The organism is Agrobacterium vitis (genome assembly GCF_013426735.1).
Classification (GTDB): Bacteria; Pseudomonadota; Alphaproteobacteria; order Rhizobiales; family Rhizobiaceae; genus Allorhizobium; species Allorhizobium vitis_D.
This window is the reverse complement of sequence record NZ_AP023277.1, coordinates 21,491-46,774: the sequence shown is the minus strand read 5'-3', so window position 1 is coordinate 46,774 and position 25,284 is coordinate 21,491. Positions and strand designations below refer to the sequence as shown.

The following is a 25,284-nucleotide window of genomic DNA, read 5'->3' as shown; positions in this document are numbered from 1 at the left end:
TTGAGCGAGTTCTCGGATGAGAAGCCGGCGCTTACGCCTTTGGTGATCGGTCTGACCCGGTCACCTACCCTTTGGGGCGTGCCATACATGGCGGTTGTGCTGATCATCGGCATAACCATCATCGGTTGGCTTGCGTCGAACCATCTTGCCGCGCTTCTGCTCGCGCCTGTGGGCTACCTGGTCCTGTTCTCGCTTTGCACATGGGACGCGAAAATTCTCGACGTGCTTCAGGTTTCGTCACGCAAGACCCCCCGCACTCCCAATAAGCGCTTTTGGGGCACCAACTCGTACGGACCATAATTATGCTGAAAGTCGTCAAAGAAGAGCTAGGATTTGGGAAGGTCGCCGGAAACGAGCGGCCTATGTCCGTTCATATTCCCTACATGCGGCATGTCTCGGACACGGTGATAGGTCTTGAGAATGGATCGCTCGCCAGTGTTATCAAGCTCGACGGCTTGTTTTTCCAGACCGAAGATCAGGCCGAATTGAATATGCGATCGGTCGTTCAGAACACGATGATCCGCGCGCTCGGCTCAAGCCGGTTTTCCCTGTGGTCAACCGTGATCCGTCGCGAGGTCGAAACCGAGATCGGTGGAAAGTTCGACCAATCATTCTGCGACATCCTCAATACGCGATACATGGACCAGCTTCGCAAGAAGCGCATGTTCACAAACGAGATCTACTTGACGATTGTCCGTTCGGGCATGCGCGGCGCGCTTGGTGTTGGCGACTCTCTCAAGCGAATTTTTACGCAGTCAAACAAGGACGCTAAAACACAGGCCACTCGCGAAGAGGTAACGGACCTGGAGGAACTGATCGGGAATATCGTCCGTGAACTGAGTAAATACGGAGCCCGTTCGCTCGGCATAACCTACCGGAAGAAGTCCGACGATACCGCAAAGATCGAGGGGCAGGAGGAAGAAACCAAGGGCGAACCTTATTCCGAGCCCTGCGAATTTTTCAATTCTATCCTAACGGGTAGCGTGTCTCGAAAGATGCGACTGCCGCGCATGGGCATTCGAAACTTCATCGGAACGTCTCGTCTCCACTTCGCCAAGCGCGCCTTTCACGCGCAAGCCGCCGTCGACGAAGAGTCGCGGTATGGCGCACTGCTGTCAATCAAGGAATATCCACCTTTCACTGGACCCGGCATGTTGGACGGACTGTTACAGGTGAACCACGAGTTCATCCTGACGCAGTCGTTTACCCTTGCCGACAAGCCGATTGCACAAGAGCGCATAACGCGCCTCCAGCGACAAATCCGTGCCTCGGACGAGGCTGGGACCTCTGTAGAATCTGACATCAATTTTGCACTCGACAGCATGCTGAATCAGGAAGCCGTGTTCGGCTTCCATCATTTTTCGCTACTTTGCATTTCCCGGGACCTTGAAGGCTTGAGCCGCTGCGTGTCGGAACTTGGTGCATGCCTCACGGACATGAACATCAACTGGCTGCGCGAAGATCTGAATCTTGAGGCCGCGTTTTGGGCACAGTTACCCGGCAACCACTCCTACATCGCTCGAAAGGCGATGCTCTCCAGCTCTAACTTCTCGGGCCTGTCATCAATGCACAATTTCGCCAGTGGTCAGGCGGAACGCACACATTGGGGCCTTCCCATCACAATCCTTGAGACGACATCTCAAACGCCCTACTGGTTCAATTTTCACCGTCGAGACATCGGGCATTTCACCGTCACAGGACCGACCGGCTCTGGTAAAACTGTCGGTTTGAGCTTTCTCCTTGCGCAGGCCATGCGAGTTTCGCCAACACCGCGCGCCGTCTTTTTTGACAAAGACCGGGGAGCAGAAATCTTCGTTCGAGCCATTGGCGGATCTTATGAGGTCCTTTCACCCGGTACTCCAACGGGATTCAATCCGCTCCAGTTGGAGAACACCGGACCAAACAGAGAATTTCTTCAGCGCCTTCTCAAGGCGATGCTCGGTGGGCGTGATCGCCGCGAGTTCACCCAGGAAGATGAAGATATTATCGAGCGCGCTGTAGTCCGCCTCATGGAGGAACCGGCACAACAGCGAAATCTCACCAACCTCGGCAACCTGCTAATGGGCCGTGCCCGGGCGGACGCAAACGATCTCTATTCCCGCCTTCGTCCTTGGATCGAAGGCGAGAAAGCGTGGCTCTTCAACGCACCGCACGATGTGCTGTCCTTCTCCGGCAGGACCGTATTCGGCTTCGACATGACCAACATTCTCGGAAACGAGGAGCTGCGAACCCCCGCGCTTATGTATCTCTACCATCGGCTTGATGAACTGCTGGATGGCAACCCGGTCATGTTCTTCATGGACGAGGGCTGGCAGTTGCTCCTGGACGACACCTTCAGCGCGTTCATTGTCGACAAAATGAAGACCATTCGTAAGCTCAACGGCATCGTGGGCTTTGGCACACAGTCGGCCGCCGATATTGCCAAATCGAAGGTCTCTCATACGCTTATTGAGCAGTCTGCCACGAACATTCACTTCCCAAATCCGCGTGCAGACGAGGAGAGCTACATCAAGCGCTTTGGTCTCACGGTGAAGGAATTCAACTTCATCAAGAACACCCCGCCGGAGAAGCGGACCTTCCTGATCAAGCACGGCAATGACTCCGTCATTGCCAGGCTCGACCTGTCGAGCATGCCTGATCTGGTGAAAGTCCTGTCCGGGCGAAAGGAGACGATCGAGGAGTGCGCCGCGCTCCGCGAGCAACACGGAGACGAGCCGGAAAACTGGTTGGCGAAATTTTGCGGATGGGAGAATGCTGAATGAGGAAAAGTCCCACTCTGGTGCTGCTCGCTGCAGCTATGTCGATTGGCGCTCCGAGCGCCGCCTTTACACAGGTTCCGATTACTGACGCCGCGCTGACGGGCGACGATACGGTAAGGGAGAAAACAACCGACGACATCAAGGAAACTGACAAGAAGCGTCACACTGTCAGCACCAGCGTGACGTGCTCCATGTACAAAAAGGGCAAGGGAGGCGATGCGCCGTCCGCTGCGCAGGCTAATCCGGAAATCGTCGGCCTCGTAAAGCGTGTTGCTCAGGAAGAGGGCGTAGACGAAACGCTATTCATGTCGCTTGTTTATCAAGAGAGCCGCTTTAACCCCTGCGCGAAATCTCCTGTAGGTGCGACAGGGCTATCGCAGCTTATGCCGGGAACCGCGAAGGACCTCGGCGTTGATCCAAACAACATCGAAGGCAACCTTCGGGGCGGCGCGCGCTATCTGAAGCAACAGCTCAAGCGTTTCAACGGGAATACGAACCTAGCTCTGGCGGCTTATAATGCTGGCCCTGGGAACGTCCAGAAGTACGGCGGCATACCTCCGTTTAAAGAAACCCAAGGATACGTTGCGAGCATCACGAAACAATGGATGCCGCAGTTTGGCGGGTCGGATACCTCCAACATTCCGATGAACTATGGAGGAGGCAGCACAGCCTTCTCGGGTGCTCGTGACAGCTCGATGAACGCTATGGCGACGAGCCAGTCCATCACTGAAAGCAGTGGCAATGTCAGTTCGTGGTTGCAGCAGCTCGGGCAGATGCAGACGGGCACGATCCAAGACAGCTGGGACCAGAACTCAGGGGCGCGAAACGCGAATCTCGAAATGATGAATCAGGTCATTCGTCTTGGAGCGACAATGGCTGAACTCATGAACTCGAAGAACGCGCTGGATCTCGGTGAAAGGTCCGGCTCCTCTCGCACGAGCTCGGTGAAGAAAAAAGACGATAAAGACCCCGAAACGGTGAAGCTCTGCGACCCGGCACTGAACGTAGAATGGAATGAAACGGAACAAGCTTGCGTCCAGAAGAGGGAACGGGCGTCCGAAATGAAACTGATGTTGAGTACACAATAAAGGAGAACTGCCATGAAAAAGACGATCGCAACGGCGTTTTCGCTGGCTCTAGCTTCGACAGCGTACGCTCAGGTCCCCACAATCGACAATGCTAACCTGAAGGTTGCTCAGGAAACATCGAAAACAACGACCGACATCCTCGATACCAACAAGGAGGTTCTTAAGACGGTCGAAGAAACACTTAAAGCCGTAACGGGTGACCGTGGAAGCGTGCAAAGCCCTATGCAGAACCTTGCTATCGGCAATGGCTTCAGTGTTTCCCAGATGCCGTCATTCGACAGCTTGATGAGCGGTGGCGTACCGAATTTCGGAGGCATGGGCGGCGATATCGGCAAAGTAGCCTCCACATTCATCAACGGGCTGCAGCTGGTGAAAAACCTTTCGGGAAAGGCCGATAGCACGTTCTCAGGCGATAAGTCGTATGAGGAAGTGATGAATACGGTCCTTGGCGTAGCTGCTCTGGTGACTGGATCAAATCAGGCTGTGCAGCAGCGTACGCAATCCTTCCAGCAAGCGGGTCAGCAGATCGGCAAGGCTGAGGATATCAAGGGCTCGATCGATCAGAACACGCAGCTCCAAGTTCAATCGGGGCTGGTGCTGAACGAAATGATTGGCGTCATGAATGGCACCGTTCAGTCGCTTAATGCCCAAAATCAGCAGCGTCTTGTCGATATGTCGAACTCGAAAAAGGCGATGACCTACGGTGATTAAGGCATTCGAAACAGCTGGAAAAGTGCTTCTAATCGCGACGTTCACGGCCGGGCTTGCCGGCTGTGGAACGGCTGCGAAAGAGAAAACAGCACCCTGCAAAAGACCGGCCAACATGACGTCTTTCGTTGAGGATCCGCGTCACGACTGTGGCCCGATGACGAACGTCAACGGTGATCCATCAGCCGCTCTCGCGGCCATCGACAAATTAGCAACTGAATAGGGGCGTTGGGCGATGGAGGATTTCCTCGGTGGGCTTTTGGATCGGATTGAACAGACAGGCGCTAGCTTCACGCAAAGCGCCTATGGGGTAGTTGGCAGCGAAGTCGCGCCGCTTCTAACCGTGCTATTGATCGCCTACGTCGCCTACTACGGTCTTCAACTGATCATGGGGACGGCTCGGGTCAGTGTCGGCGAGGTCATCAGCCGCGTGGTCAGGATGACGCTGATCGTTGCTTTCATAAACTCATGGGGTAACTTCAACACATTCTTCTACACTTGGCTGAGCGATACGCCCGAAGATGTTGGCCGCGCCATTCTAGCTGTCAGCAACACAGGCATCACGGAGCCGACGAACGGCCTGTCGATGATCTGGGAAACGGCCAATAAAGCGGCGGGGGCCTTTGCCGAGCAGGCCGGATATTTTTCCGTTCTCCCGGCAATGGTCGGTTTCCTCATCATGTTTTTCGTCGGCGTGTTTATTGCCGTCGCTCTCGCGATCCTTCTGCTCGCTAAAGTCATGATGTGGGTGCTGCTAGGAACCGCGCCGATTTTCATCGCATGTTTGTTGTTTCAATCCACCCGAAGCTACGGAATGGCATGGTTCCAAAGTGTACTGATGTACGCGCTTATTCCGTTGTTCGTTTACGTGGTTGCTGCGTTCCTGATCTCCGCAATGGATCCAGAGTTGACGAAGGTCACTGCGGCGGCCGACCAGCGCAGACTTCAACTCGATGATGTCGCGGCTTTCCTTCTTTTATGTGCTGCCGGTGCCTTTGTCCTCTTCAACATTCAGACGCTTGCCCAGGGGATCACGGGCGGCGTCGCGGCCGGAATCGGTCAAGTGGCGCGAACTGTCGGGGGCCTGACAGGCTTCAGTGCTCCAGCTGCAATGCTAACCGGCGCGCGTAGTGCCTCCGGCACAGCTGGCCGACTCGGCATGGAGGCACGCGAGCGGACACAAGCCGGCATGCGGGAAAATATTCGAAATGCAAGTGCGAGTGCGATGCAAAATCGCATCAGTAGCAACAGCGTGCCGCGCTAAACGCAGGCTGTTCAGAGGGGTTTAAGGGCTAGACCATGGCAGATTCAAACGAAGCTCTCAGGAGCTATTTTCAAGATGGCGATAAATGGGAACAGGAGATCGTAAAGAAGGCAAATCGCTCAAGGACATTTGCTTGGTTCGTTGCCATGATAATGAGCGCCATCACACTTATGTCGCTCGGGACATTGGTGATGTTGGTGCCGCTCAAGAGTTTCGAACCTTACATCGTCGAGGTCGACAAAAACACCGGCTACATTGAGGTGAAAACCGGGCTCACGCGCTCTGCAAACCTCACCGACCAGCAGGCCGTTACTCAGGCCAATGTGGTCCGTTACATCCGCTCGCGCGAGGGTTATGACCCGTTTGCTATACAGCAAAACTTCGGAATTGCCGCCCTCCTTTCAACGGCAGACGCCGCTAAGGAGCTCCAAGACGAATGGAGCGCGGCCAATCCGAACAACCCAGGCAGGCGCTTAGGCAGAAACAAGAAAATCACCGTGGACGTTAAGTCGGTCACGTTCTCGAACGCTAGCACCGCGCTGGTCCGCTTCTCGACCACCGAAAGCTCTGAGAGCGATAACATCACACGGCACTACATCTCTGTGGTCCGCTTCCGATACACGGATACGCCGGAGCGCAACGATTGGCGTTTTGAAAATCCGCTTGGCTTCCAGGTCTACAACTACCGACGCGATCAGGAAACGGTTACGCCGGGAGCAGCAGGATGAAAGTCAGACTATTTGTCACTGCGGCCTTCATGGCCGTGACGATGAGTCACGCCTTCGGCGCGCAGCAGCCTAGACCCGGCACGTTGGATTCACGCGTTACGAGTGTTGTCTACCAGCCGAATAACGTGGTGAAGGTCTCTGCGACCTACGGCATCTCAACGATGATCATTTTTGATGAAGATGAAAAGTTCGAGACGATCTCGCTTGGCGACACCGATAGCTGGCAGGTCGCACCGTCTGAGAAAGGCAACATCCTATTCGTAAAACCAATTGCGAAAGGTGTTTCTACGAACATGAATGTCGTGACATCCAAGCGGATTTACTTCTTGGAGCTGAATGACTACGCGCCGACAGACGAACGGAAGGTTTTCGGTATCCGTTTTGTGTATCCCGAGAAGGATTTGAACGCATCTCTGCGGAAAGAAGCAGAGTTTCGGGCGGTAAACCCGAACATCAGCAATATCGACAAGGCAAACGTCAATATCGACTACTCATTCTCGGGTGACTCCGCTTTGAAGCCGTCGATGGTCTTCGATGATGGGAAGAAGACGTTCTTTAAGTTCAAGGGACGCGTACCTGCTATTTTTGCGGTCCAGTCTGACTTCTCTGAGACCCTTCGGAATTTCAGAAAAGAGGGCGAATACATCGTCGTTGATGGCACGGCGACACAATACACGCTGAGAGACGGCAACCAATGGACCTGCATTTTCAATCTACGCAAGCCCGATTTTGCAGCCCCTGACCCTGACATCATGGCTCCAAAACCTGATCCGGACGCAAGCAAGCGCAGAAGGAGCGGCAACTGATGAAGCGCAGCCCCGAACTTGAAGCTATGGCGCAGGCTGACGAAACGGATGTCAGCAACAAGAACGCAAAACGGAACCAGACGGCCGGAATGGCTGCTCTGGTGATTTTTGGCGTTATCGCCGCATACATGGTCCTTGCGACCTCGAAAGATGAGCCGCGAGATAATTCCCAGTCAGATGAAGAGTTTCGCACCACGACGTTCCGGCCGCCTGGCTTCGTGCGCGATGGTGAGCCGCAACCTGCCCCGGAACAGCCGGTCGTCGTCTTACCGCCACCTCCGCCGCCTCCGCCGCCAGCCGAGCCGCCAGCCGACACGACAACGTTCAACGTGCCGCCACCACCAGCGGCTCCGCCTCCGATCGTGGAAGTACCCAAAGTGGAGGAGTTTCCCGAGCGCTTCAGGTCAAAGCTCATCACTATGGACCAGAATTTGGGAGGCAACGGAAATGGTTCGCTGGACGGGTCGGCCAGCGGTCAGCCGTTGACGGTTGCCGGCGAGGACAAGAATAGCCAATACCTCTCGTCCGCGAGCGCGATAGGAGATCGCAGCGCCAAGGCCAGACAGCTGAAGCGCCTCGACGCTTTAGTGCCAGAAGGCACGCTTATTCCAGGCATTCTGGAAACGGCCATCGTGAGTGATCTTCCCGGGCAGATCCGTGCCATTACATCTCAGGATGTCTACTCGTTCGACGGCCGGCGCGTGATCATCCCTACAGGCACGCGCCTAATTGGCGAATACCAGTCGGAGGTTACGCGTGGACAGAAGCGTATCTTCGTCGTCTGGACACGCCTGATCCGTGACGATGGTGCCAGCGTGAGGCTAAACTCAATCGGAGCGGATAGCCTCGGTCGATCAGGATTGACAGGTCACGTTGATAACAAGTTCCGGGAGCGTTTCGGCGCTTCCATCCTTCTTTCGATCGTTGGTGGCGGCGCAAGCTATCTGACGGGATATGGAAGCGAACAGAGTTCAGGTTCCAACAATGACGATGCGCAGCGTGGGGCGGATCTCGCTCGCGAGACGATCGCACAGACGTTTAGCGACATGGCAAACACCGTGCTTTCGGAAAATCTTCGCATCCCCCCGACGATCAGCGTCCCACAGGGCGAACGCATCTTCATCTTCGTGCGCCAAGACCTCGATTTCAGCGACATGTACGACGATCCGGTTACAGAAGCGATGAAGGAGATCAAACGTGAACGCTCCGGCAGGTAATCCACTGGTTCATGATCCCCACTATTTCCTGACTCGTTCGTTGGAGCCCATCAGGCCATTTCTAGATGATCCAAAGGTTGTCGAAATCGCGATCAACAAGCCGGGCCACGTGTACGTGGAACGGTTTGGCGCGGACCATATGGAGCATCATCTTATCGATGTTCTGACCGCGCAAGAGATAGAGAACATCGGAGAACGCGTCGCCGCCTCAACAAAGCAGTTCTTGAACCAGGCCAATCCAATCCTAAGCGCGGCGCTGCCCACTGGTGAGCGCATTCAGGTCGTTTTACCGCCCGCGGCTCCTGACGGAGGATCCATTACCATCCGAAAGCAGGTCGTCCAGAATTTCTCTCTGGAAGATTACAGGGACAACGGATCGCTGGATAAGGTGTCGGTTGCCGTGGGGGGATTGAGCGACGTCGATCGCGAGCTCATTCGATATCTGCGCGAAGAAAAGATCTACGACTTCATCCATACTGCAATCACGAAGCGGGTTTCGATCCTTATCAGCGGCGGCACGTCCTCGGGCAAAACGACATTCTTAAATGCCTGCCTCAATTCAGTTGAGCTGAACGAGCGCATCTTGACGCTCGAAGACACGCGGGAACTTTTTCCGCCACAGAAAAACGCAGTCCACTTGGTTGCTTCCAAAGGTGGGCAAGGCACGTCCAATGTGACCATTCAAAACCTGCTCGAGTCGGCACTGCGCATGCGTCCTGACCGCCTTTTCGTGGGCGAGATCAGAGGCGCTGAAGCTTTCTCTTTCCTGCGCGCCATCAACACCGGTCATCCGGGTAGCATGTCCACAGTTCATGCGGACACCCCTATGGGGGCATATGAGCAACTTGCCATGATGATGCAGCAATCCGGCATGTCGGCGGGCTACTCGAAGCAGGACTTAATGTCCTACATTCAAATGGTGATCCCGATCGTCATCCAGCTCCGCCGCGAAGGAGGCAAGCGCGGCGTTTCGGAGATTTTCTTTGCAAGAGATGAAGCATGACGAAGGGCTTCAAAGCCGTCTATCTAGCGTTTTGCCTCGCGGTTGCCTTTGCGGCCTGGATGCTTGGATATGGCGCTGGCCTCCACCTGTTTTACGGCGACGGCAGAATCCTCGATTCCACGATACGAAGCAATCCTTTCGCGCCAATCCAACAGTTCTGGGCTTACAGCGATAATCCTACCCTGCAGAAGGTCGCCCTGGGGTCGTTGGTGCCGGCGTTCGTGATCGCCGCAATTACTGCCTATCTCGGCCTTAGACCTGTCACGAGCCCGTTAGGGGACGCCGCTTTTCAGGACATCGCGGGTTTGCGGACGGGGAAATGGTTCGGCAAGAAGGGGCATATTTTCGGTCGTTTTGGAAGCAAGGTCCTCCGGGCGCAGGACGATCGCCATCACCTGATCATCGGGCCGACAAGGTCCGGTAAAGGTGCCGGTTACGTTATTCCGAATGCTCTCATGCATGAAGGCTCGATGATCGTTACCGATCTAAAGGGAGAGGTCTTCAAGGCGACGGCCGGCTATCGGAAGAAGAATGGCAGCCAGGTTTTCATTTTTGCACCGGGCTCCGAGCGCACGAACAGCTATAATCCCCTGGATTTTGTGCGACCGGAACGGGGCAATCGAACCACCGACATTCAGAACATTGCCAGCATTCTTGTTCCGGAGAACACGGAGTCTGAGAATTCGGTATGGCAGGCCACCGCGCAGCAGGTCCTCGCCGGCGCGATAAGCTACATTCTCGAAAGCCCCTTCTACCGGGACCGCCGCAATCTGGGCGAAATCAACTCGTTCTTCAACAGCGGCGTAGACCTCCAGGCCTTGATGAAGCACATCAAGGAGAAAGAGCCCTACCTCTCGAAATTTACCGTCGAGAGCTTCAACTCATATCTTTCCCTGTCTGATCGAGCCGCTGCATCAGCCCTTCTCGATATCCAGAAGGCTATGCGGCCTTTCAAGAACGAACGTGTTGTCGCCGCAACGAACTTCACGGACATGGATCTTCGATCCATGAAGCGGCGGCCTATAGCGATCTACCTCGCTCCGAACATCACTGACATCACGCTTCTCAGGCCCTTGCTGACCCTGTTTGTCCAACAGGTCATGGATATTCTCACGCTCGAGCACGATCCAAACTCGCTTCCTGTCTATTTCCTGCTCGATGAATTTCGCCAGCTGAAACGCATGGACGAGATCATGACGAAGCTGCCTTACGTGGCCGGTTACAAGATCAAACTCGCATTTATTATCCAGGACCTGAAAAACCTCGATGAGATATATGGAGAAACCTCCCGGCACTCGCTCTTGGGCAATTGCGGCTACCAGTTGATCCTTGGTGCAAACGATCAAGCGACGGCCGACTATGCGTCACGAGCTCTCGGCAAGAGGACCATTCGCTATTCCTCCGAGTCTCGCACAATCGAGATCATGGGACTCCCAAGGCGGACGAAGGTCGAGCAAATTCGCGAGCGGGACCTCATGATGTCTCAGGAAGTCCGGCAAATGCCGGAAAACAGAATGATCCTGTTGGTAGAGGGCCAGCGTCCAATCTTTGCCGAAAAGCTTCGGTTCTTCAACACCCAGCCGTTCAAGGCAGCTGAGGCCTACGCCCAGGCTCACATCCCGAGTGTCCCGGATATCGAGTACCTTCCATCGAAGCCGGTCCCGGCGACGACTGCAGAATATGAGAATGCCGGAAATGTAGCGCCGGTAGCTGAGCCTTCGGCTGCAGTCCAAACGAACATACCGGAAGCCGATCCCGCTCAGAAAGAGCCGGAAAAGCAGATGCCTGCAACGATGGCGCTAGAGCCCGCTGAAGTAACAGCGCCGGCCGCCATTCCAGCGAAGCGTATCGTCAATCCAGCAGCATTGACCTCGAAAGCCAAATCCACACCCGCAGCCCGACCTAAAGCCCCACGGAAGCGCAGTAGCGCAGCGTCGGATGACATCGCACGGCGAGACGAGATTGAAGCACTGCATTCCCTTGCAACAAAGAGGCTTCGCGAGCAGGTCGAGAAAAATAGCGTCGGAAAGAATCCGACGAAACGAAAGAATATCATGGACGTGTTCGCTGCGACCGTTCCAGATCCAGAGACAGCTTGAATATGAAACGGCCCTAAGAGTTTCGCTCTAGGGCCGGTAAGAATCTACTTACTCGGGTAGAAGGCCTAAAATGGCCAAAAGCTAGCGAGATACTGGCCAATGTCTCCAAGCCAGATCGCGGTAGCGTCATACCATCCGACGACTGTCTGATACGCAAAGCCGATAGCAGCAAGAGCAGCAACAAAGCCAAAGATCGCGACGATGCCTTTTCCTACGGCTTCGTCCGATTTTCTGTTCTCAGTCTGAATTACGTATCGGTTTGTCATGGCCTATCACCGCTCACGATCGTCTCGATCGCGGTCCCTCTGTTCGTTTTGCTCCCGCTCAAGTTCTTCAAGACGAGGCACGTGCTGCTGCGCAGGGTCAGTTCGCGTAGTTTCTCCTGCTTTCTGTCCAGCCTCACGCTCCTGTTTTACACGATCTTGTTGCCTGTTTGTAGCCTCGATTGTGTCGGCCAGCTCGTGCGTCTCGCGCTCGTTTGGCAATTGGCCCCGCTCCTCTTCCGCATCAAGCTGAAGGTCGCGCTGACGATCGTCAGAAACATCCGACGTGGATGCGGTTTTGTTGGTCGTGCTTTCGTCTGTCCGACGGTCTTCGCGGTCGATTTTCTCGACTTCGCTGCGAAGCTCGGGATCCTCGACAGCGACATCGCGAAGGTAGGCGTTTCCGTCGGCGGCGAGCTCGGCGGCACGCCGAAGCGCTGACCTAAGCCCAGTCTCGTACATTTCGAGGTCTTCTTCAGAAAACTCGCCCGACTGTACCAGCGCGATACCTTCTCTGAAATGCTCGACATCGATCATCGCGTCATTGCCAGCCTCAACAACGGCTTCGCCATGCTTGGCGACAGCCTCATCCCACTTCTTGCTGACCTCGTCAGCCTCGTTGGCCTCGTTGGCGAGGCGTTGGGCGTCATCGCGGACAGCGTCCGTGGCGATGGCTTCACCTCGTTCCTCTGCTCCCCCACGCTGATCCGTGGCGTCAGCAGGCGGTTCCCGATCGGCGTCGATGCCAATCTGTCTGTCACCAACGCGCTCGGTGAGCTCGAGCATTTCACGGCGGAGATCCACGATTTCACGGGCCGTAGTTGCAACCTCATCGAAACCGGCCCTGTCATCAGCTCCAGCGCTTCGCTCAAGTCTGAACAGAGCCGTTTCGACAGTCTTTTCGTATGATTCAAACTCCTGGCGTGTCTGCTCGCGCATGTCCTCTACCTCCAAAAGCATCTTCTGCAATGATATCATATTTGTACGGAAATCGCCGCCGAAATCCGAGTGAACGACTGTTGAGTTGTTTGCAGATTCGAGCTCCCTGAGCCCGGTCTCAATGACATCACGATGTTCAGCTGCAAATGCTACAGTCCGCCTATCACCGGAAACAGCAGCTATCTTTTGCCACGTCTCTTGGGCCTTGACCGTGTACTGCCGGCTGCGATCACTTGACGCGACGGTGCGTCGCCCTGATCGCTTGGCATCGTAACGAGCCTGAGCGGGCTCACTTGTTCCAACGTGCTCGGTCCTACCGTCGCGGTTTACGGCCCTGACCTGGTTACGCGTATACGCAGGCGCTGAGGCAAACTCCCGTCGATCTGTCATTTCCATATTGATGCCGTGATCGCGCGCCTTCTCGGCCATCACTTCACGCCATTGGCGGAAGGTTGCCGGCGTTGTCTCGATGCGGTCCCCGGCTTCTGATCGCATCGTGACGATAGCATGAGCATGGACATGCGGACGCTTGCCCCCCTCCCCTGCTTCCTTGGTGTCGGTTTCTGGGTCGTGCATCGCAAAGACGTACCGATGTCCAGCAAACTGGTCGGCGAGGAAATCTCGAACAGCGCCTTCAAAGGCTCCCGCATCGGTTCCGGCACGGGCCGACATGATGACATGCATCAAATCACGGCTTTTGCGGCTATGAATCTCTTCGCGCCATTCTTTTTGAACGAGATCCCCGGCCGCCTTACCGTCTGCTATGAAGCGACCGCGATCGTCCCGAACCTCAGCACTGTCCTCTATCAGCTCCCGAACCTTCGTGGTGCCGTATTCGACACCGTTTCCATAGCCGCCGAAGGAAAACCTTGCAGCGCCCTGACCTGCGACGGCGCTAGCGTCAAAACGTTGCTGTACGATCCCGGCGGCCTTGGCGTCGGCTGTAAGCCTCTCACCCTGCCCGCTGCGTAAAACGACAAGGCCATCAATCGTCAATGAGCCATCCCCGCGCTCTGCGACGGCATAAGCATACCGGCGGTCGCCAAAACCGCTCGACAGTATATCTCGCACCCGCCCGTGCAAATCCTCTCCATCAGCACTGGCCGCGACCTCCACCGAGAAGCTTCCAATATCACGGCTCTCCGTCCGGTTCTGAAACAGGTGGTTCCAGTCGCCCCGAACACGAGCAAGATCTTCACGACCTTCCAGTTTCTCACCGTTTTCGTTCTCTACCTTCAACTCACCGCTACGCGAGACGTAGTTGAGCATCGATCCAACGCGTGCACCGCCGCCATAGGAGGCCATTTTCACAACAGCTGGCTGACTACCCTTCGCAACGCTGGTAAGACGCGCCTCCATCGGACGGTTGGAAGCCGCCGCGATACCAGAAGGCATGGAGATCCGGGGAAACTGCATGCGCGGCATCCGCATAGGCTTAGCCTTGGGTCCGCCTCCCCCGCGCCTAACTTCCTTTATCTGATGAACGTACTTGAAGAGGTTTTCTTCGGATTGCTGAGCCTTTCCCCCAAGTGACATTTCGTGCAGAAGCGCCGCGCGCTTCTGCTCCCATTCGCTTGTGAACGCTCCGAAGAAGAACTCCAATGCTATTCCTCCCCACGCCGCTGATAGCCAGCACGCCTTGAAAGCGATCGAAGCTCAAGCATTACAGCAGCCTGAATGGACTGAACGTTGGCGAGATTTATATCCAGTTCGCTCGGATGAACGGCCTTACCGCTGTTCAAGGCTCGCGCGACCTGGTTCAAGTTCACGCCGATTTTGCGCATATCTTCCAGCAAAGCCGCCATGATAAGCCGGTCATCACGCGTCAATATCGGCCGAACGCCTGCGCCCTCAAGCAGAAGCGAACGGAAAAATGCCGACACGCTCATATCAGCTGCTTTGGCTGCCTCCTCGATTTTTCCATGTTCGGCATCCGTCAAGCGCACGTTTACAAGCCGGTCTTTACGGGCCTTAGTCGCAGACGTCACCAAACTGTTTTCACTCATCAGCCGAAGGCCTTTCCAGAGCAACGCGAAGGCATCGAGGGCCAGTCCCTCGATAGCAGCAACCAAAATGTAAAACATTTTTTCGTATCCTGCCACCCTTAAACTACGAACAAAACCAACCTCCTTAATCCATCTCCTCGCCCACTGATTCCGACGCTTACGCATCGGCTTCAAAGCATTGAAACGCTCACCAGGGTTCACCGCCAAAACCGCTAAGAAGCCCTTGGTATGGCAGCCGTACTCAGCCGCAAGGGACGCTTCGCTCTACGCCCTTGCGGCTGAGTACGGCTGCCAAAGTCGGCCTTCACGCGGCTCCGGGGTTCACCAATCCAACAGGTCACACGAGAAAACCACACGATAGGTCGTGTGGTTGCCCAGTTGGCCTTTTCCATACCTCTCGCAACATGAGTAAGTCGTGCGTCAAAGGCACTGCGCTATCGCATGTCATGTGGATGTAGCGTGGTTCAAATCTCAACAAGTGTGTTGACGAACTGCACGTCAGCACCCTATTTTTCCATAATAGGTTCGTGGTTCACTTATCCGTTGTAAGAAAGCACCGTGTTTCACTGCCGTTGTTTAGATCACAACAACCGTGCGTGTTGCCTGGGCTCATTCAAAAGAACGCGAGACAGAAGGGGTGCTCCGACTTCTTCGAGGCTCAAGGCCACCATTCTCTTCGGGAAGACAAAGGGATAGCTATGGCGATTTGTATGTCCGCAGTGAGCGGCAAAGGCGGCGCAGGAAAAACGACTGCTGTCATCCTGCTGGCCGGAGAATTTGCTCTGGAAGGCAAGACTGTCCTCCTCATTGATGCAGACGGTAGGCAGAATCTCTCGACGTGGTTCCAGCGGTCGATTGATAAGGACTACCAGCCAGACGGCATAACTCTTGTTACGGCAGCCCAGGACGCTGGTATTCGGCATATACTCAACCGGGACGCCGAAAAATATGATGTGGTGATCATGGACTCCCCCGGTCAAGACACCGTCACGAGGGATACGATCATCGCGGGCTCCCATGTTGTGGTTACGCCGGTCCAGCCATCGCAGGACGAGATTCTTGCCGCAGGGCAAGCCGCAAACGACGTGGCGGAAATGAGTGATCGGGTAGGCCGAGACATTCCCCACCTCATTTACCGGACGCGGATAAGCATGCCGAACCGCGCCCTCGAGGAATATCGATTGATCCGCCCGTTCGTCGCCAACCTTCGCTCGGGCGGCTACAATTCGCATCTGCTCGAAACTGAACTTGTCGAACGCAATCCCTATCGAGAGATACGAACTGGCTATGGCACCCTCCAGATGCTCGAGCTGACGGGACCCGTAAAAAAGGCCAGGGCAGAGGTTCTTGCCCTTAAGCAGGAAGTCGAAGGCTTCCTGCAGACCAACGCAAGGAGTTAATGCAATGGTGAAACGCGATACAAGCGTTACAGATTTCGCGGTGGCTCCTCGCAAGCCGCGTCAGGAGTTACCAGCCGCTCAGGTTATGCCCCTACAAGCCCCACAGAACGCGCCGGTCCCACCCGAGCCTCCGTTAAAAGACGTTCCCATTAACACCGTCCCGGTAGGCCGAGAAACCAACGCTGCCCCTGATCGAGCAGAGACGAAGCCGCCGCCGGAACAACGCGCCGGAAATTTAATTTCGCCCGATGAGGAGGTCCGCCGGGAGCGCACCACGACGCGGGCACTCCGTCAGGAGGCATCGCGTGTCCGCCTGCAGGACCTGAAGCAGACAAAGGCGAGGGAAAGCAAGCACTTCGTGAACTGCCCCTTGGACTTCGACACAAAGCAGCGCCTTGCCCGCGCCGCTGTTGAGAATGAAATAAAAATGACGGTCATCATCAAAACGGCCATAGACCAATACTTACGGGACAACGGGTATTGATCCTCGATCCAAAATTCCTGATTGGTGTTGCCTTGGGCGGAGTGCTCGGAGTTGTGCTCGCGCCACAAGCGGCAATGGTCGGTATAGACCTACCCGGCCTTAAACATTCCATTTTGGCGCGAACAGTGAATGGGACAGATGTAACCGATAAGGGCGACTGGCCGACTGACCAAGCGGCCAAGGTGCAACTGTTTATGCTATCCAAATGGGATATAGAAAACTACGGCCCCCAATCGTCAGTTCACGTTGATCGCTGCATTCGTTTAGCTCGAAACGCCATCGCATGTGAGATGACTGCGAAACTCGGTTGGATCAAAGAAGATACCCACTTGGAAGGGGTCTTCGAGCGGAAAGATGAGGATTTAGCTCTAGTTTCTCTCAGAACCAAATAGCTGGATTTTCTTGAAAACACGCTATATTCCGCTTGTCGAAGCGGTAATCATATCAAAGCTAAGTTTGCCAATTTGGCTAAGTTTGCAACTTGCCGCCGATTGTACACCTTACCCCCAAATTGGTAGAAACACCGTTTGGTGATTCATAGGAACAGACTGGTGCCATGTTGGTTCAGCTTGGTACATAATACCGCTCGAAAAGCGGATTGAGGCTGAGGGTGATGTCGGAAACGCGAGACCTAATCAAATACAAGAGTTCGAAGGGCCTCGTTGAGACCACTGACGACGAAGTAGACCGGCCGCTTTACCGCCGCCCAGGCTTCGAAGGCATTGTGAGTTTCAAGGAAATGGACGAGAGACTTGCCGCGTTCCTGCGCAAGGCTCGCGAAGACGAAAAGCTGACCAGGGCGGACTTCGCCTCAATCGTCGGTCTCTCGACAGCCGTATACGGTCGCTACGAACGCGCGTTTTCAAGGATGACAGTCACACGGATGATCCACCTGTGCGAGCTCCTGGGCTTTCAGCCGATCGATATGCTCTTTGCAGTCGCCCCTCATCTTTATGGGCGAACGCCGGAAGAGGCAAAAGATCACCTCGAGCTGTCGCACCTTACCCGTGGTCTACCACACGAGGCTGTGAGAAACTTGATCGGCATTGTCGCACGGATGACTCCGGAGGACCGGTCGGAGAAGTGAAGCTCCTTTTCAAATTAGTTTGGGGGCAATGCACTGGTGAGTGAAGTCGTAAATAACATCTAACAGACCCGTCACTGAGCAAAAAAAGCAATAAACGCGCCGACAGTGGGTGTAAGCCTGCTGAAATGGCTGCATCATTGAGAAAGAATGCCCAACGTCATCTCTGCGCAGTTCCACCCGAACCTACTTTCCGATACCTTCCTCGTTCCGTGGACGAGCTACAAACGTTAATAACTTGATAAAATTGCTAGATTGGCCTTGTCCACAGCGACCAACGCTTTAACGTTGCGCGTTGAGCAGCAACGGACAGGTAGTTGTGAAACATTCGGAACGAGCGTGACTAAGCGGTTGGGCCGAGTTTGGGGGGCGAGCAAAATCAGGAGGTGGATTTGCGGCAGAAGTTAGAAACATGGCTGTCTCGAAACGTGCCTGATCGCGCCATCAGTCAGGCTTTCGACTTGCCTGCCGTCGTGCTGACCACAGATGTCGGGCTACAGCGTAGTGAAAACCAAGACCGGGTGGCTGCCCTATCAATGGAAGGGACCAATGGCAATCGGCTCCTCGTAGCAGCCGTGGTCGATGGTATGGGTGGCATGCGCGAAGGTGCCAAATGCGCCACGCTCGCCATGACCAATTTCCTTGTCACCCTTGCGACGCATCACGGCCCTATCCAGCAAAAAATTCATCAAGCAGTATCCGCCGCCAATGAATCGGTATTCAAATTCGCGGGCGGCAAGGGTGGTGCGACGCTGTCTGCTGTAGTTTTGGGTGGCGGTGGCGCTGCATTCGTCGCTCATGTAGGCGACAGCAGAGTTTACAGCTTCGGCCCCAACACGCGCGTCGAACGGCTCACGAAAGATGACTCCTTAGCAGAAGCAGTTGGTGGACACGGGCGGGAACTTCTCCAATTCATTGGGATGGGGCCCGAAATGCAGCCGTTCATAAGTGAGATTCCTAGTGGATCAAAAAATCTCGCGATTACGAGCGACGGCATACATTTTGTTGAAACGCTAACGCTGCAAACGGTGTTGGCTAACTCGCCCACTGTTAGAAGCGCCGCAGAGCGGCTTTCCGCACTAGCGCGCTGGTGCGGCGGGCCTGACAATGCCTCTAGCGCCTTCGTTGACCTCTCAATGTTAGCTTCGGCAAGCCCCGCAGTTCCGCAAGACCTACTGCAAGTGTGGGATCCAAATGGCAGCCTCTGTTTTAGTCTGGAGTCGGCGAGTCCTGCCGCGCCAAGACTCTCCTCTCAGGCGACCCTGCCAACCCGCGACCGCATTGAGGATGTGGATAAGACCGCGGGAAGCCCACACGCACCCTCACGCGGTAGCCGGCCCGCAGGCAACAAGGGTAAAAACAATAACAAGGGCAAGAAGAAAGAGAGCATTGCGAAAGAGGACATTCAGCTCGAGATAAAAATTGAGGGGAATTCGGGAGAGGACACCGGTGATAATCGCGAATAGATATCAGCCCACTGGTAATTCTGACGCTGGAGGAATGGGCGAAATTCTTGAATGCACAGACCTCCACCTAAAGCGGCAGGTGGTCGTAAAGCGACTTCAGCTGGGTATAGATGAGAGGCGCTTGCTCGATGAACAGAAGGCCTTAGCCAAAGTCCGCTCTAAGCACGTGGTTCAGCTTCACGATATCGTGGATGTCGGAACCCCTCAACGGCCACAAAAAGCAATTGTGTTGGAATATATAGCTGGCGCTAATCTTGCTATCGGCGCATTTGCCCCGGATCGCAACTACCTTGGCGTCATATGGCAAATTGCTTGCGGACTGAAGGATATTCATGATGCGGGGGTGATTCATCGAGACATCAAGCCGAACAACATCCGCCTAGACAGCGAAGGCGTGGTCAAGATCATTGATTTTGGACTTGCCCGATCTCGCGACGATGCTCGAACACGTGGAGTAGTTGGAACCCCCGTGTTTATGGCACCAGAACTCTGGGGCAGCGACACAGTAAGCTTCAACAATTCGATTGATGTCTATGCTTTCGGCGTGACGGCGCTGGCCCTCTTAAACCAACGTGTTCCGGCTGAGCTGGCCGGAATACCACCAAGGCCAGTGTCTGTTCCTGCCCTGATGGGCGCATTCCCGACGGTCCCGAATGAGATAATGGCGACGCTCGTTGCTTGTCTCGATCATGTCTCGGCGAAACGCCCGACAATGGTCGCAGTTCAAAGGATAATTGAACGCAGATTGCTTGCAAACGCACACCGCGCGCTCGTCGTCATGGACGGAAAGATACACCAGCTGGACAATAAGCGGCGGAAGATATCACTCAACGCAGGCACGGTCGGTGCTATAGCAATCGAATACAACGGCTACGATTTCGTGATTGTTTCTGTGAGCGGTAACGTTTTCATCAACAACGGAGTTGCGAATTCCGGCTCCTCTATGCCGGGATGCTGCGTGATAACCTTCGGGGTTGGTTCGAACCGGAGATTTGTTACATTCGATGTGTCGCATCCAGAGGTCATGTCATGAGAGTAGATCAGGTAATATCGAATCGATACCGCATTAAAGGGACGATCGGCAGTGGCGGGATGCAGGATGTATACCTTGCCGAGGACCAGTTGTTAGGCGTCGATGTTGCGCTCAAGACGCCGCAGCCCGGGCAGCAAAACAAGCGCTTTTCCCAAAGCGCCATTATTGCCGCCAAAGTGAACCACCACAATGTCGCAAAAACGCTCGACTATATCGAAGAAGATGAGAGGCTGTATCTTATTGAGGAATATGTTCCAGGAGAAACACTGGATAGTAAGTTAGCTCGTTTCGGCGCAGTAGACCCACACCTTTCTGCAAGAGTCTTTCATCATTTGTCGAAGGGTGTAGCAGCATCGCATCACGCGGGCGTGGTGCATCGAGATCTTAAGCCGAGTAATGTAATTGCAGAGCCCGGGGTTAACCTTCACCACTTAAAGATCACTGACTTCGGGATCGCCACGCTTACCGCAGAGGTCTTTGCTGACGCTGCCAAAGATGGTGATCTCACCCGATCAACATCTGGCACAATTAGGGGGGCTCTGCCGTTCATGGCGCCTGAGATGATGTTTCGCGCTCCCGGCGATCATCCCGGACCTGAAGCGGACATCTGGTCGCTTGGAGCGATGATGTTCAAAATTATGACGGGCATCTACCCGTTTGGCGTCTATTTACAGGCGGCCGTCAATGTGCAGACACGCAATCGTGCCCCATGGCCAGCGTTTATGACAAGTAACGCTCAATACCAGCCGCTTGCCTCGGAACTGCAGTCCATCGTCGAAGCGTGCCTCTCGTACGCACCCGACGACCGCCCTACCGCAGACGATCTCGTCCAACAGATTTCAGGCGTCTGCTACATCAATGTCCATCGAAGCGAGGGGGAAATAAACAATCTTATCCAGAATGGATACAGTGGCTTTATCGACGAAGGGGGTGCCCCGGTCTTTTTTAGTATGGAGAGCGTTTATGGAGAAAGGCGTCCCTCGGTGCGAACCAACAGCAGAGTTTGTTATTCGAAGTTTCCTGGCTCCCCACGGTATCGTGGCCACCCGATTGTTGTAATAGACTGACTACATACATTGCCGATTCACCGACACGGCAATGGTTACATCTCTGTGATCGGCCAAAAAACAAGAGACGAGGAAACCAACGCCGCTTTTGTTGTGAAAATTGGGGTTTGGTGCCGGAAACCAAGACATAAGTATTTGAATAACAAAGTTGCTTTCATCATACTTAGTCGATCCGAGACGATGTGGGGAAAAGGTGGGTCTAGCTCCGAGAACAGATCATACCGCAGCACCGCAAGCGTCGGGCTATCTCCTGCAGCTTGAACGGGCCTTGTTCCACCTGAGCCAAGCAGATCATGACGTGACAATTGCGGTCGAGCGTTTCGACGACGTTGCACAGCTCAAAAATGGCCTACCAGTTGTTCAAGAGCAGGATAAGAACAGTGTTAAGAATCGAACCGATTTGCTAGGGGATCGGAGCACGGCGCTCTGGCGAACCCTTCAAATTTGGATGCAGCAGTATCGTGATACCGGACTTTTTTGTGATCGATACCTACTCGTAACAAACGTAAGGATCGAAGACGGTGTAGCCTCAATGTGGAAGCGGAATGCAGACACCACGGCGACACCGGCCCATATAGTCGAGGCACTCAGGACGATCAGTAAGACGAAGTCGAAAGCCAAAATCGTCAAAACCATGCAGGATGTTGTGTCTGCTGATGACAGCGTTCTGACAATGCTCGCAAGCCGCATTGAGCTCATTGATGGTTTTACTCTCGCAAGTGCCCGCCAAGAGATGATAAATGGCTTCGCGCTCCACCCAGGGCTGGATCAGCAACAAATACTCGACTTTCTTTTGGGGTGGATGACGCGTGTGCTCAAAGAAGCATGGGACATGGGTCAGCCCGGATTAATCTCGCGACTGGCATGCATTCGACAATGCCGCGAAATCGAGGCGTCACTTGCCCGACAGAGGTTCTTACCTCGTGCAGCACGTGATGTGTTGATCGCAGTCAACGAGCGAAATCGAGCACTAGCTCGCCCATTCGCTGAGCACCTTCGACGTATCGAAGCGGATGACGATGATCTTTTGCAGGCAGTCGAACATTTCGTACAGTTCAATATTGAGAAGCATCGACTTAGCGCAGATGGGGATGTAGCGGACCGAGAGTGGCAAGATCGCGGAGATCGGCTGATCACGCGATGGCGCAATATAGTGAAGAATACGAGGCGAGTGCATCGCGATCTTAGGCCTGTGGAGGTAGGTCAAAGGATCATGTCGGAAGCGACCTATTTCCATTGCGAGCCGCTAGGAGGCCAAAGCTGCAGTGAAATCTACATGACATCGGGCCATTACCACCGCCTGGCCGACGATGACGAAGTATGGTGGCATCCAACCTACCGCGCAATCGGAGAAGCTTGATGCGTGCAAACCATGAAGAACTCATATTGCGTAACCCAGTACTTGGCGCGTGCCTGTTCTGGCAGTTTGCCAGGACATTCGCGGAGAGCCGCGACGACGACTACCCCACTCTCCCTTTGTTTTTTATCGTAGCAGCAATGCTTTTCCATAAGCCAACTGTCGAAAAAGCCTATCGCATGAACTTTGAGAGCGGGATCCTGAAAGCCATCTCTGACCGACCAGACATAATTGCTGGTCTGCAGTCTCGAATGGAAGACTATTCCAAATCCACGTTGCTGACGCTTCAAGTCGCTGCCAGCGCCAAGCTTTTGTCTCGCGTCGCCAGTGACGGGATGCCATCATTTAGGGCTATCGGGAACGAACTTCCCCGAGAATTGCGGAGACCAGAGAGCCCAGTGACCGAAATGCTGGCCGCCTCTAAACGTCTAGGCGCGTGGTTTGCTTCAGAATCGTCTTTGGCAGTCCAACGCCATCTTAGGGTGGAGTTCTAGATGAAGCTTTTTATCAAGCAGATAGTCATTTGGCCTGTTGATCAAAATCATAAGCCCCGTGTTGTGGACTTTGATATCGACAAGATCAGCGTCATCAGCGGGTGGAGCTCAACCGGGAAGTCGTCGGTCATTTCGATCATCGACTACGTCCTCGGTGCCAAACATTGTACAATACCCGTAGGCGAAATTAGAGACCATGCCTCTTGGTATGGTCTACTCTTGGAAACGAGCGCCGGTTCTATGAGGCTTGCGCGTAAAAAACCGGATGGTCGCCAGGTAGACAATTCGTATTGGCTCCAAGAAGGTCCCGAGACTGAGGCCCCTTTGCCGATCTCGCCGGTGGCGACGACAAATGCAGATCGTATCCGTGGAATGATGGACGCTCTCTCCGGTCTATCGGACTTGCGCCTAGATCCCGAGCAAACGCGAGGGTTCAACGAGCGCGCGTCGTTTCGCGACATGGCGGCGTTCAATTTCTTACCGCAACACATCGTGGCAAATCCGTACACTCTCTTCTTCAAGGCGGACTCCAGCGAGCACCGGGAGAAGCTTCGAAACGTCCTACCCTTGGCACTAGGCATTGTTTCGAACGCTGACATTGAGCGGTCTCATCGAATACAAATGCTCCGAGAGGAAATACGGAAGCAGGAGGCCGATCTACGCACTCGACGAACAGGAATCGAGAACTGGCGCGCGAATGCGACGGGGGCTTTCTACCGAGCGCAAGAGTTAAACCTTTTGCCGCCAGGAGACCCGCCTTCTGATCTGAGGGAGATTGTTGAGCTACTACGGCAAGTGGTGGACAACGCGGGCACGGTGGTCCCTGCGGCTGGCCGCGTGTCTGCGTCAGTTGAACGCCTCGAAGCTATTCGAAGCCAAGAGAAAGAATTTGAATCCACTATTTCATCGCAGCGTCGTCGCCTACGGCGTCTCAAGAGTTTGAGGCGATCAGTCTCTGACTACGCAGCTGTCCTTGAAGATCAGCAGGCTAGGGTCAAGGGATCCGGTTGGTTTCTCGAGCATGTCGAAGCCAGTGCGTGCGTTTTGTGTGGTTCTGCCACGACCGAAGCGCATACTCACCTGAAGGAACTGGTTGGACCAATCCGCGAACTTACGGAGCTAACCGCTGGAGCTGAAGCAACGTCACCTATGGTTGATAGCGAAATCATTGGTATTCAGCGCGGCTTGCTGGCAGACGAGAGGGCAATGCTGCAGCTTCGAAGGACGCGCCAGGAATTTGAAGCGACCGTTGAATCTGAGCAAGGTCACACTCAGACCCTTGAAGGCGTTTACCGATTCCTCGGCAACACTGAGCAAGCGCTCAAGATTTTGGGCGATGTCGAAGGCGAGGATGGGCTCGTAAAAAAAATCGCGGGTCTCGAGGACGAGTTGACGCGCCTGAAGAAGCAGTCGGATGATAAAACGCGAAGAGACCGGGAAGCCGCCGTTCGCAAAGCAATCTCGGACTACATCTCGAAATTTGTCGGTGCTTTGGCTGTCACCGGCGCGACAGGTACCCCGCTGCTTGATGAAAAAGAACTGAACGTGAAGTTTATGCGCGATGGCGCAAGTCGCCCCGACTTTCTTTGGGAGATCGGGAGCGGCGAGAATTGGATGGCCTATCATTTAGCTGCGCTTCTGGCCCTTCACGGGATATTCCTGAGGCGTAAGGGAGACAATCCCGTGCCTACATTCCTAATTATCGACCAGCCCAGCCAAGTCTACTTCCCCAGTGATACGTTTGAGGAGTTTATCGAAGGGCAGGCCAGCAACAATGCGACCTCACAGCGCCGCCCGCGTCGTCATCTTGACGACTTGGAAAGCACCAAAAGCATCTTCAGTGCCCTTTCCCGCGCCCAAAAGAGCTTCAAAGGCAGGCTTCAAATTATCGTCCTTGACCATGCCGACAAAAAGGCCTGGGGACAACATGACAACATATTCGAGGCCGGCAACTGGCGCGGGGAGGAGGATTTCCTGATTCCAGTATCGTGGTTGGCTTGACAAACGCCCTAAAGGATA

General features: G+C 54.6%; 23 protein-coding genes. 21 read left to right on the top strand and 2 right to left on the bottom strand.

The features are described 5' to 3' along the window. Genes H1Y61_RS26180 through H1Y61_RS26135 form a run of 11 tightly spaced genes read left to right on the top strand, consistent with a single transcriptional unit; the run spans position 1 to position 11,672 of the window. On the top strand, positions 1-300 hold the full coding sequence (locus H1Y61_RS26180; RefSeq protein WP_174025985.1) for a VirB3 family type IV secretion system protein: 300 nt from the start codon (positions 1-3) through the stop codon (positions 298-300). Between the two features lie 2 nt (positions 301-302). After that, a complete protein-coding gene (locus tag H1Y61_RS26175) occupies positions 303-2,762 on the top strand; it encodes a VirB4 family type IV secretion/conjugal transfer ATPase (protein ID WP_180575709.1) in 2,460 nt (819 codons plus the stop codon). After that, a complete protein-coding gene (locus H1Y61_RS26170) occupies positions 2,759-3,847 on the top strand; it encodes a lytic transglycosylase domain-containing protein (protein ID WP_180575708.1) in 1,089 nt (362 codons plus the stop codon). The genes H1Y61_RS26175 and H1Y61_RS26170 overlap by 4 nt, the downstream gene beginning before the upstream one ends. Before the next feature lie 12 nt (positions 3,848-3,859). Then, the gene (locus H1Y61_RS26165; RefSeq protein ID WP_174010457.1) at positions 3,860-4,558 is read left to right on the top strand and encodes a type IV secretion system protein; all 699 of its coding nucleotides are present in this window, start codon (positions 3,860-3,862) and stop codon (positions 4,556-4,558) included. Beyond that, entirely contained in the window at positions 4,551-4,778 is a 228-nt protein-coding gene (locus tag H1Y61_RS26895) for a hypothetical protein (protein WP_235678674.1), read from the top strand. Before H1Y61_RS26165 ends, H1Y61_RS26895 begins: the two co-directional genes overlap by 8 nt. A 12-nt stretch (positions 4,779-4,790) precedes the next feature. Further along, positions 4,791-5,819, top strand: a complete 1,029-nt coding sequence (locus H1Y61_RS26160) for a TrbL/VirB6 family protein (protein ID WP_174010459.1) — start codon at positions 4,791-4,793, stop codon at positions 5,817-5,819. A gap of 35 nt (positions 5,820-5,854) precedes the next feature. Then, complete coding sequence (locus tag H1Y61_RS26155) at positions 5,855-6,547, top strand: VirB8 family type IV secretion system protein (RefSeq protein WP_132665713.1); 693 nt, start codon at positions 5,855-5,857, stop codon at positions 6,545-6,547. Next, on the top strand, positions 6,544-7,353 hold the full coding sequence (locus tag H1Y61_RS26150) for a TrbG/VirB9 family P-type conjugative transfer protein (protein ID WP_174010461.1): 810 nt from the start codon (positions 6,544-6,546) through the stop codon (positions 7,351-7,353). Before H1Y61_RS26155 ends, H1Y61_RS26150 begins: the two co-directional genes overlap by 4 nt. After that, complete coding sequence (virB10, locus tag H1Y61_RS26145; protein WP_180575707.1) at positions 7,353-8,570, top strand: type IV secretion system protein VirB10; 1,218 nt, start codon at positions 7,353-7,355, stop codon at positions 8,568-8,570. The genes H1Y61_RS26150 and virB10 overlap by 1 nt, the downstream gene beginning before the upstream one ends. Beyond that, positions 8,551-9,573, top strand: coding sequence for a P-type DNA transfer ATPase VirB11 (virB11, locus tag H1Y61_RS26140; protein WP_174010464.1), 1,023 nt, complete (start codon positions 8,551-8,553; stop codon positions 9,571-9,573). The genes virB10 and virB11 overlap by 20 nt, the downstream gene beginning before the upstream one ends. Then, entirely contained in the window at positions 9,570-11,672 is a 2,103-nt protein-coding gene (locus H1Y61_RS26135; protein ID WP_174010467.1) for a type IV secretory system conjugative DNA transfer family protein, read from the top strand. The genes virB11 and H1Y61_RS26135 overlap by 4 nt, the downstream gene beginning before the upstream one ends. Positions 11,673-11,944: 272 nt before the next feature. Here the strand turns inward: H1Y61_RS26135 and H1Y61_RS26130 are convergent, their stop codons facing one another. Continuing rightward, complete coding sequence (locus H1Y61_RS26130; protein WP_180575706.1) at positions 11,945-14,476, bottom strand: conjugal transfer protein TraA; 2,532 nt, start codon at positions 14,474-14,476, stop codon at positions 11,945-11,947. Between the two features lie 2 nt (positions 14,477-14,478). After that, complete coding sequence (locus tag H1Y61_RS26125; RefSeq protein WP_045232556.1) at positions 14,479-14,880, bottom strand: plasmid mobilization protein; 402 nt, start codon at positions 14,878-14,880, stop codon at positions 14,479-14,481. A gap of 710 nt (positions 14,881-15,590) precedes the next feature. Here H1Y61_RS26125 and H1Y61_RS26120 point away from each other — a divergent pair. The 10 genes from H1Y61_RS26120 to H1Y61_RS26075 all read left to right on the top strand — a co-directional run bounded on the left by H1Y61_RS26120 (position 15,591) and on the right by H1Y61_RS26075 (position 25,266). After that, positions 15,591-16,280 (top strand): ParA family protein, encoded by a 690-nt coding sequence (locus H1Y61_RS26120; protein ID WP_407026706.1) that lies wholly within the window; start codon positions 15,591-15,593, stop codon positions 16,278-16,280. 4 nt (positions 16,281-16,284) lie between these two features. Next, positions 16,285-16,764, top strand: a complete 480-nt coding sequence (locus H1Y61_RS26115) for a hypothetical protein (protein ID WP_173994526.1) — start codon at positions 16,285-16,287, stop codon at positions 16,762-16,764. Beyond that, positions 16,761-17,156: a hypothetical protein gene (locus H1Y61_RS26110; protein WP_180575705.1), complete on the top strand. Its 396-nt coding sequence runs from the start codon at positions 16,761-16,763 to the stop codon at positions 17,154-17,156. Before H1Y61_RS26115 ends, H1Y61_RS26110 begins: the two co-directional genes overlap by 4 nt. 221 nt (positions 17,157-17,377) lie before the next feature. Beyond that, positions 17,378-17,851 (top strand): helix-turn-helix transcriptional regulator, encoded by a 474-nt coding sequence (locus H1Y61_RS26105; RefSeq protein WP_173994532.1) that lies wholly within the window; start codon positions 17,378-17,380, stop codon positions 17,849-17,851. Between the two features lie 389 nt (positions 17,852-18,240). Then, positions 18,241-19,314, top strand: coding sequence for a PP2C family protein-serine/threonine phosphatase (locus tag H1Y61_RS26100; RefSeq protein ID WP_180575704.1), 1,074 nt, complete (start codon positions 18,241-18,243; stop codon positions 19,312-19,314). 34 nt (positions 19,315-19,348) lie between these two features. Next, positions 19,349-20,347 carry a serine/threonine protein kinase gene (locus H1Y61_RS26095; protein WP_173994534.1) on the top strand — a complete coding sequence of 333 codons (999 nt, stop codon included), beginning with the start codon at positions 19,349-19,351 and terminating at the stop codon, positions 20,345-20,347. Beyond that, complete coding sequence (locus H1Y61_RS26090; protein ID WP_173994535.1) at positions 20,344-21,414, top strand: serine/threonine-protein kinase; 1,071 nt, start codon at positions 20,344-20,346, stop codon at positions 21,412-21,414. Before H1Y61_RS26095 ends, H1Y61_RS26090 begins: the two co-directional genes overlap by 4 nt. A gap of 298 nt (positions 21,415-21,712) precedes the next feature. Beyond that, entirely contained in the window at positions 21,713-22,774 is a 1,062-nt protein-coding gene (locus H1Y61_RS26085; RefSeq protein ID WP_173994536.1) for an ABC-three component system protein, read from the top strand. After that, on the top strand, positions 22,774-23,265 hold the full coding sequence (locus H1Y61_RS26080; RefSeq protein WP_173994537.1) for a three component ABC system middle component: 492 nt from the start codon (positions 22,774-22,776) through the stop codon (positions 23,263-23,265). The genes H1Y61_RS26085 and H1Y61_RS26080 overlap by 1 nt, the downstream gene beginning before the upstream one ends. Beyond that, positions 23,266-25,266, top strand: a complete 2,001-nt coding sequence (locus H1Y61_RS26075) for a DUF3732 domain-containing protein (protein ID WP_173994538.1) — start codon at positions 23,266-23,268, stop codon at positions 25,264-25,266. It begins immediately after the preceding gene. The last annotated feature ends 18 nt before the right edge of the window (positions 25,267-25,284 follow it).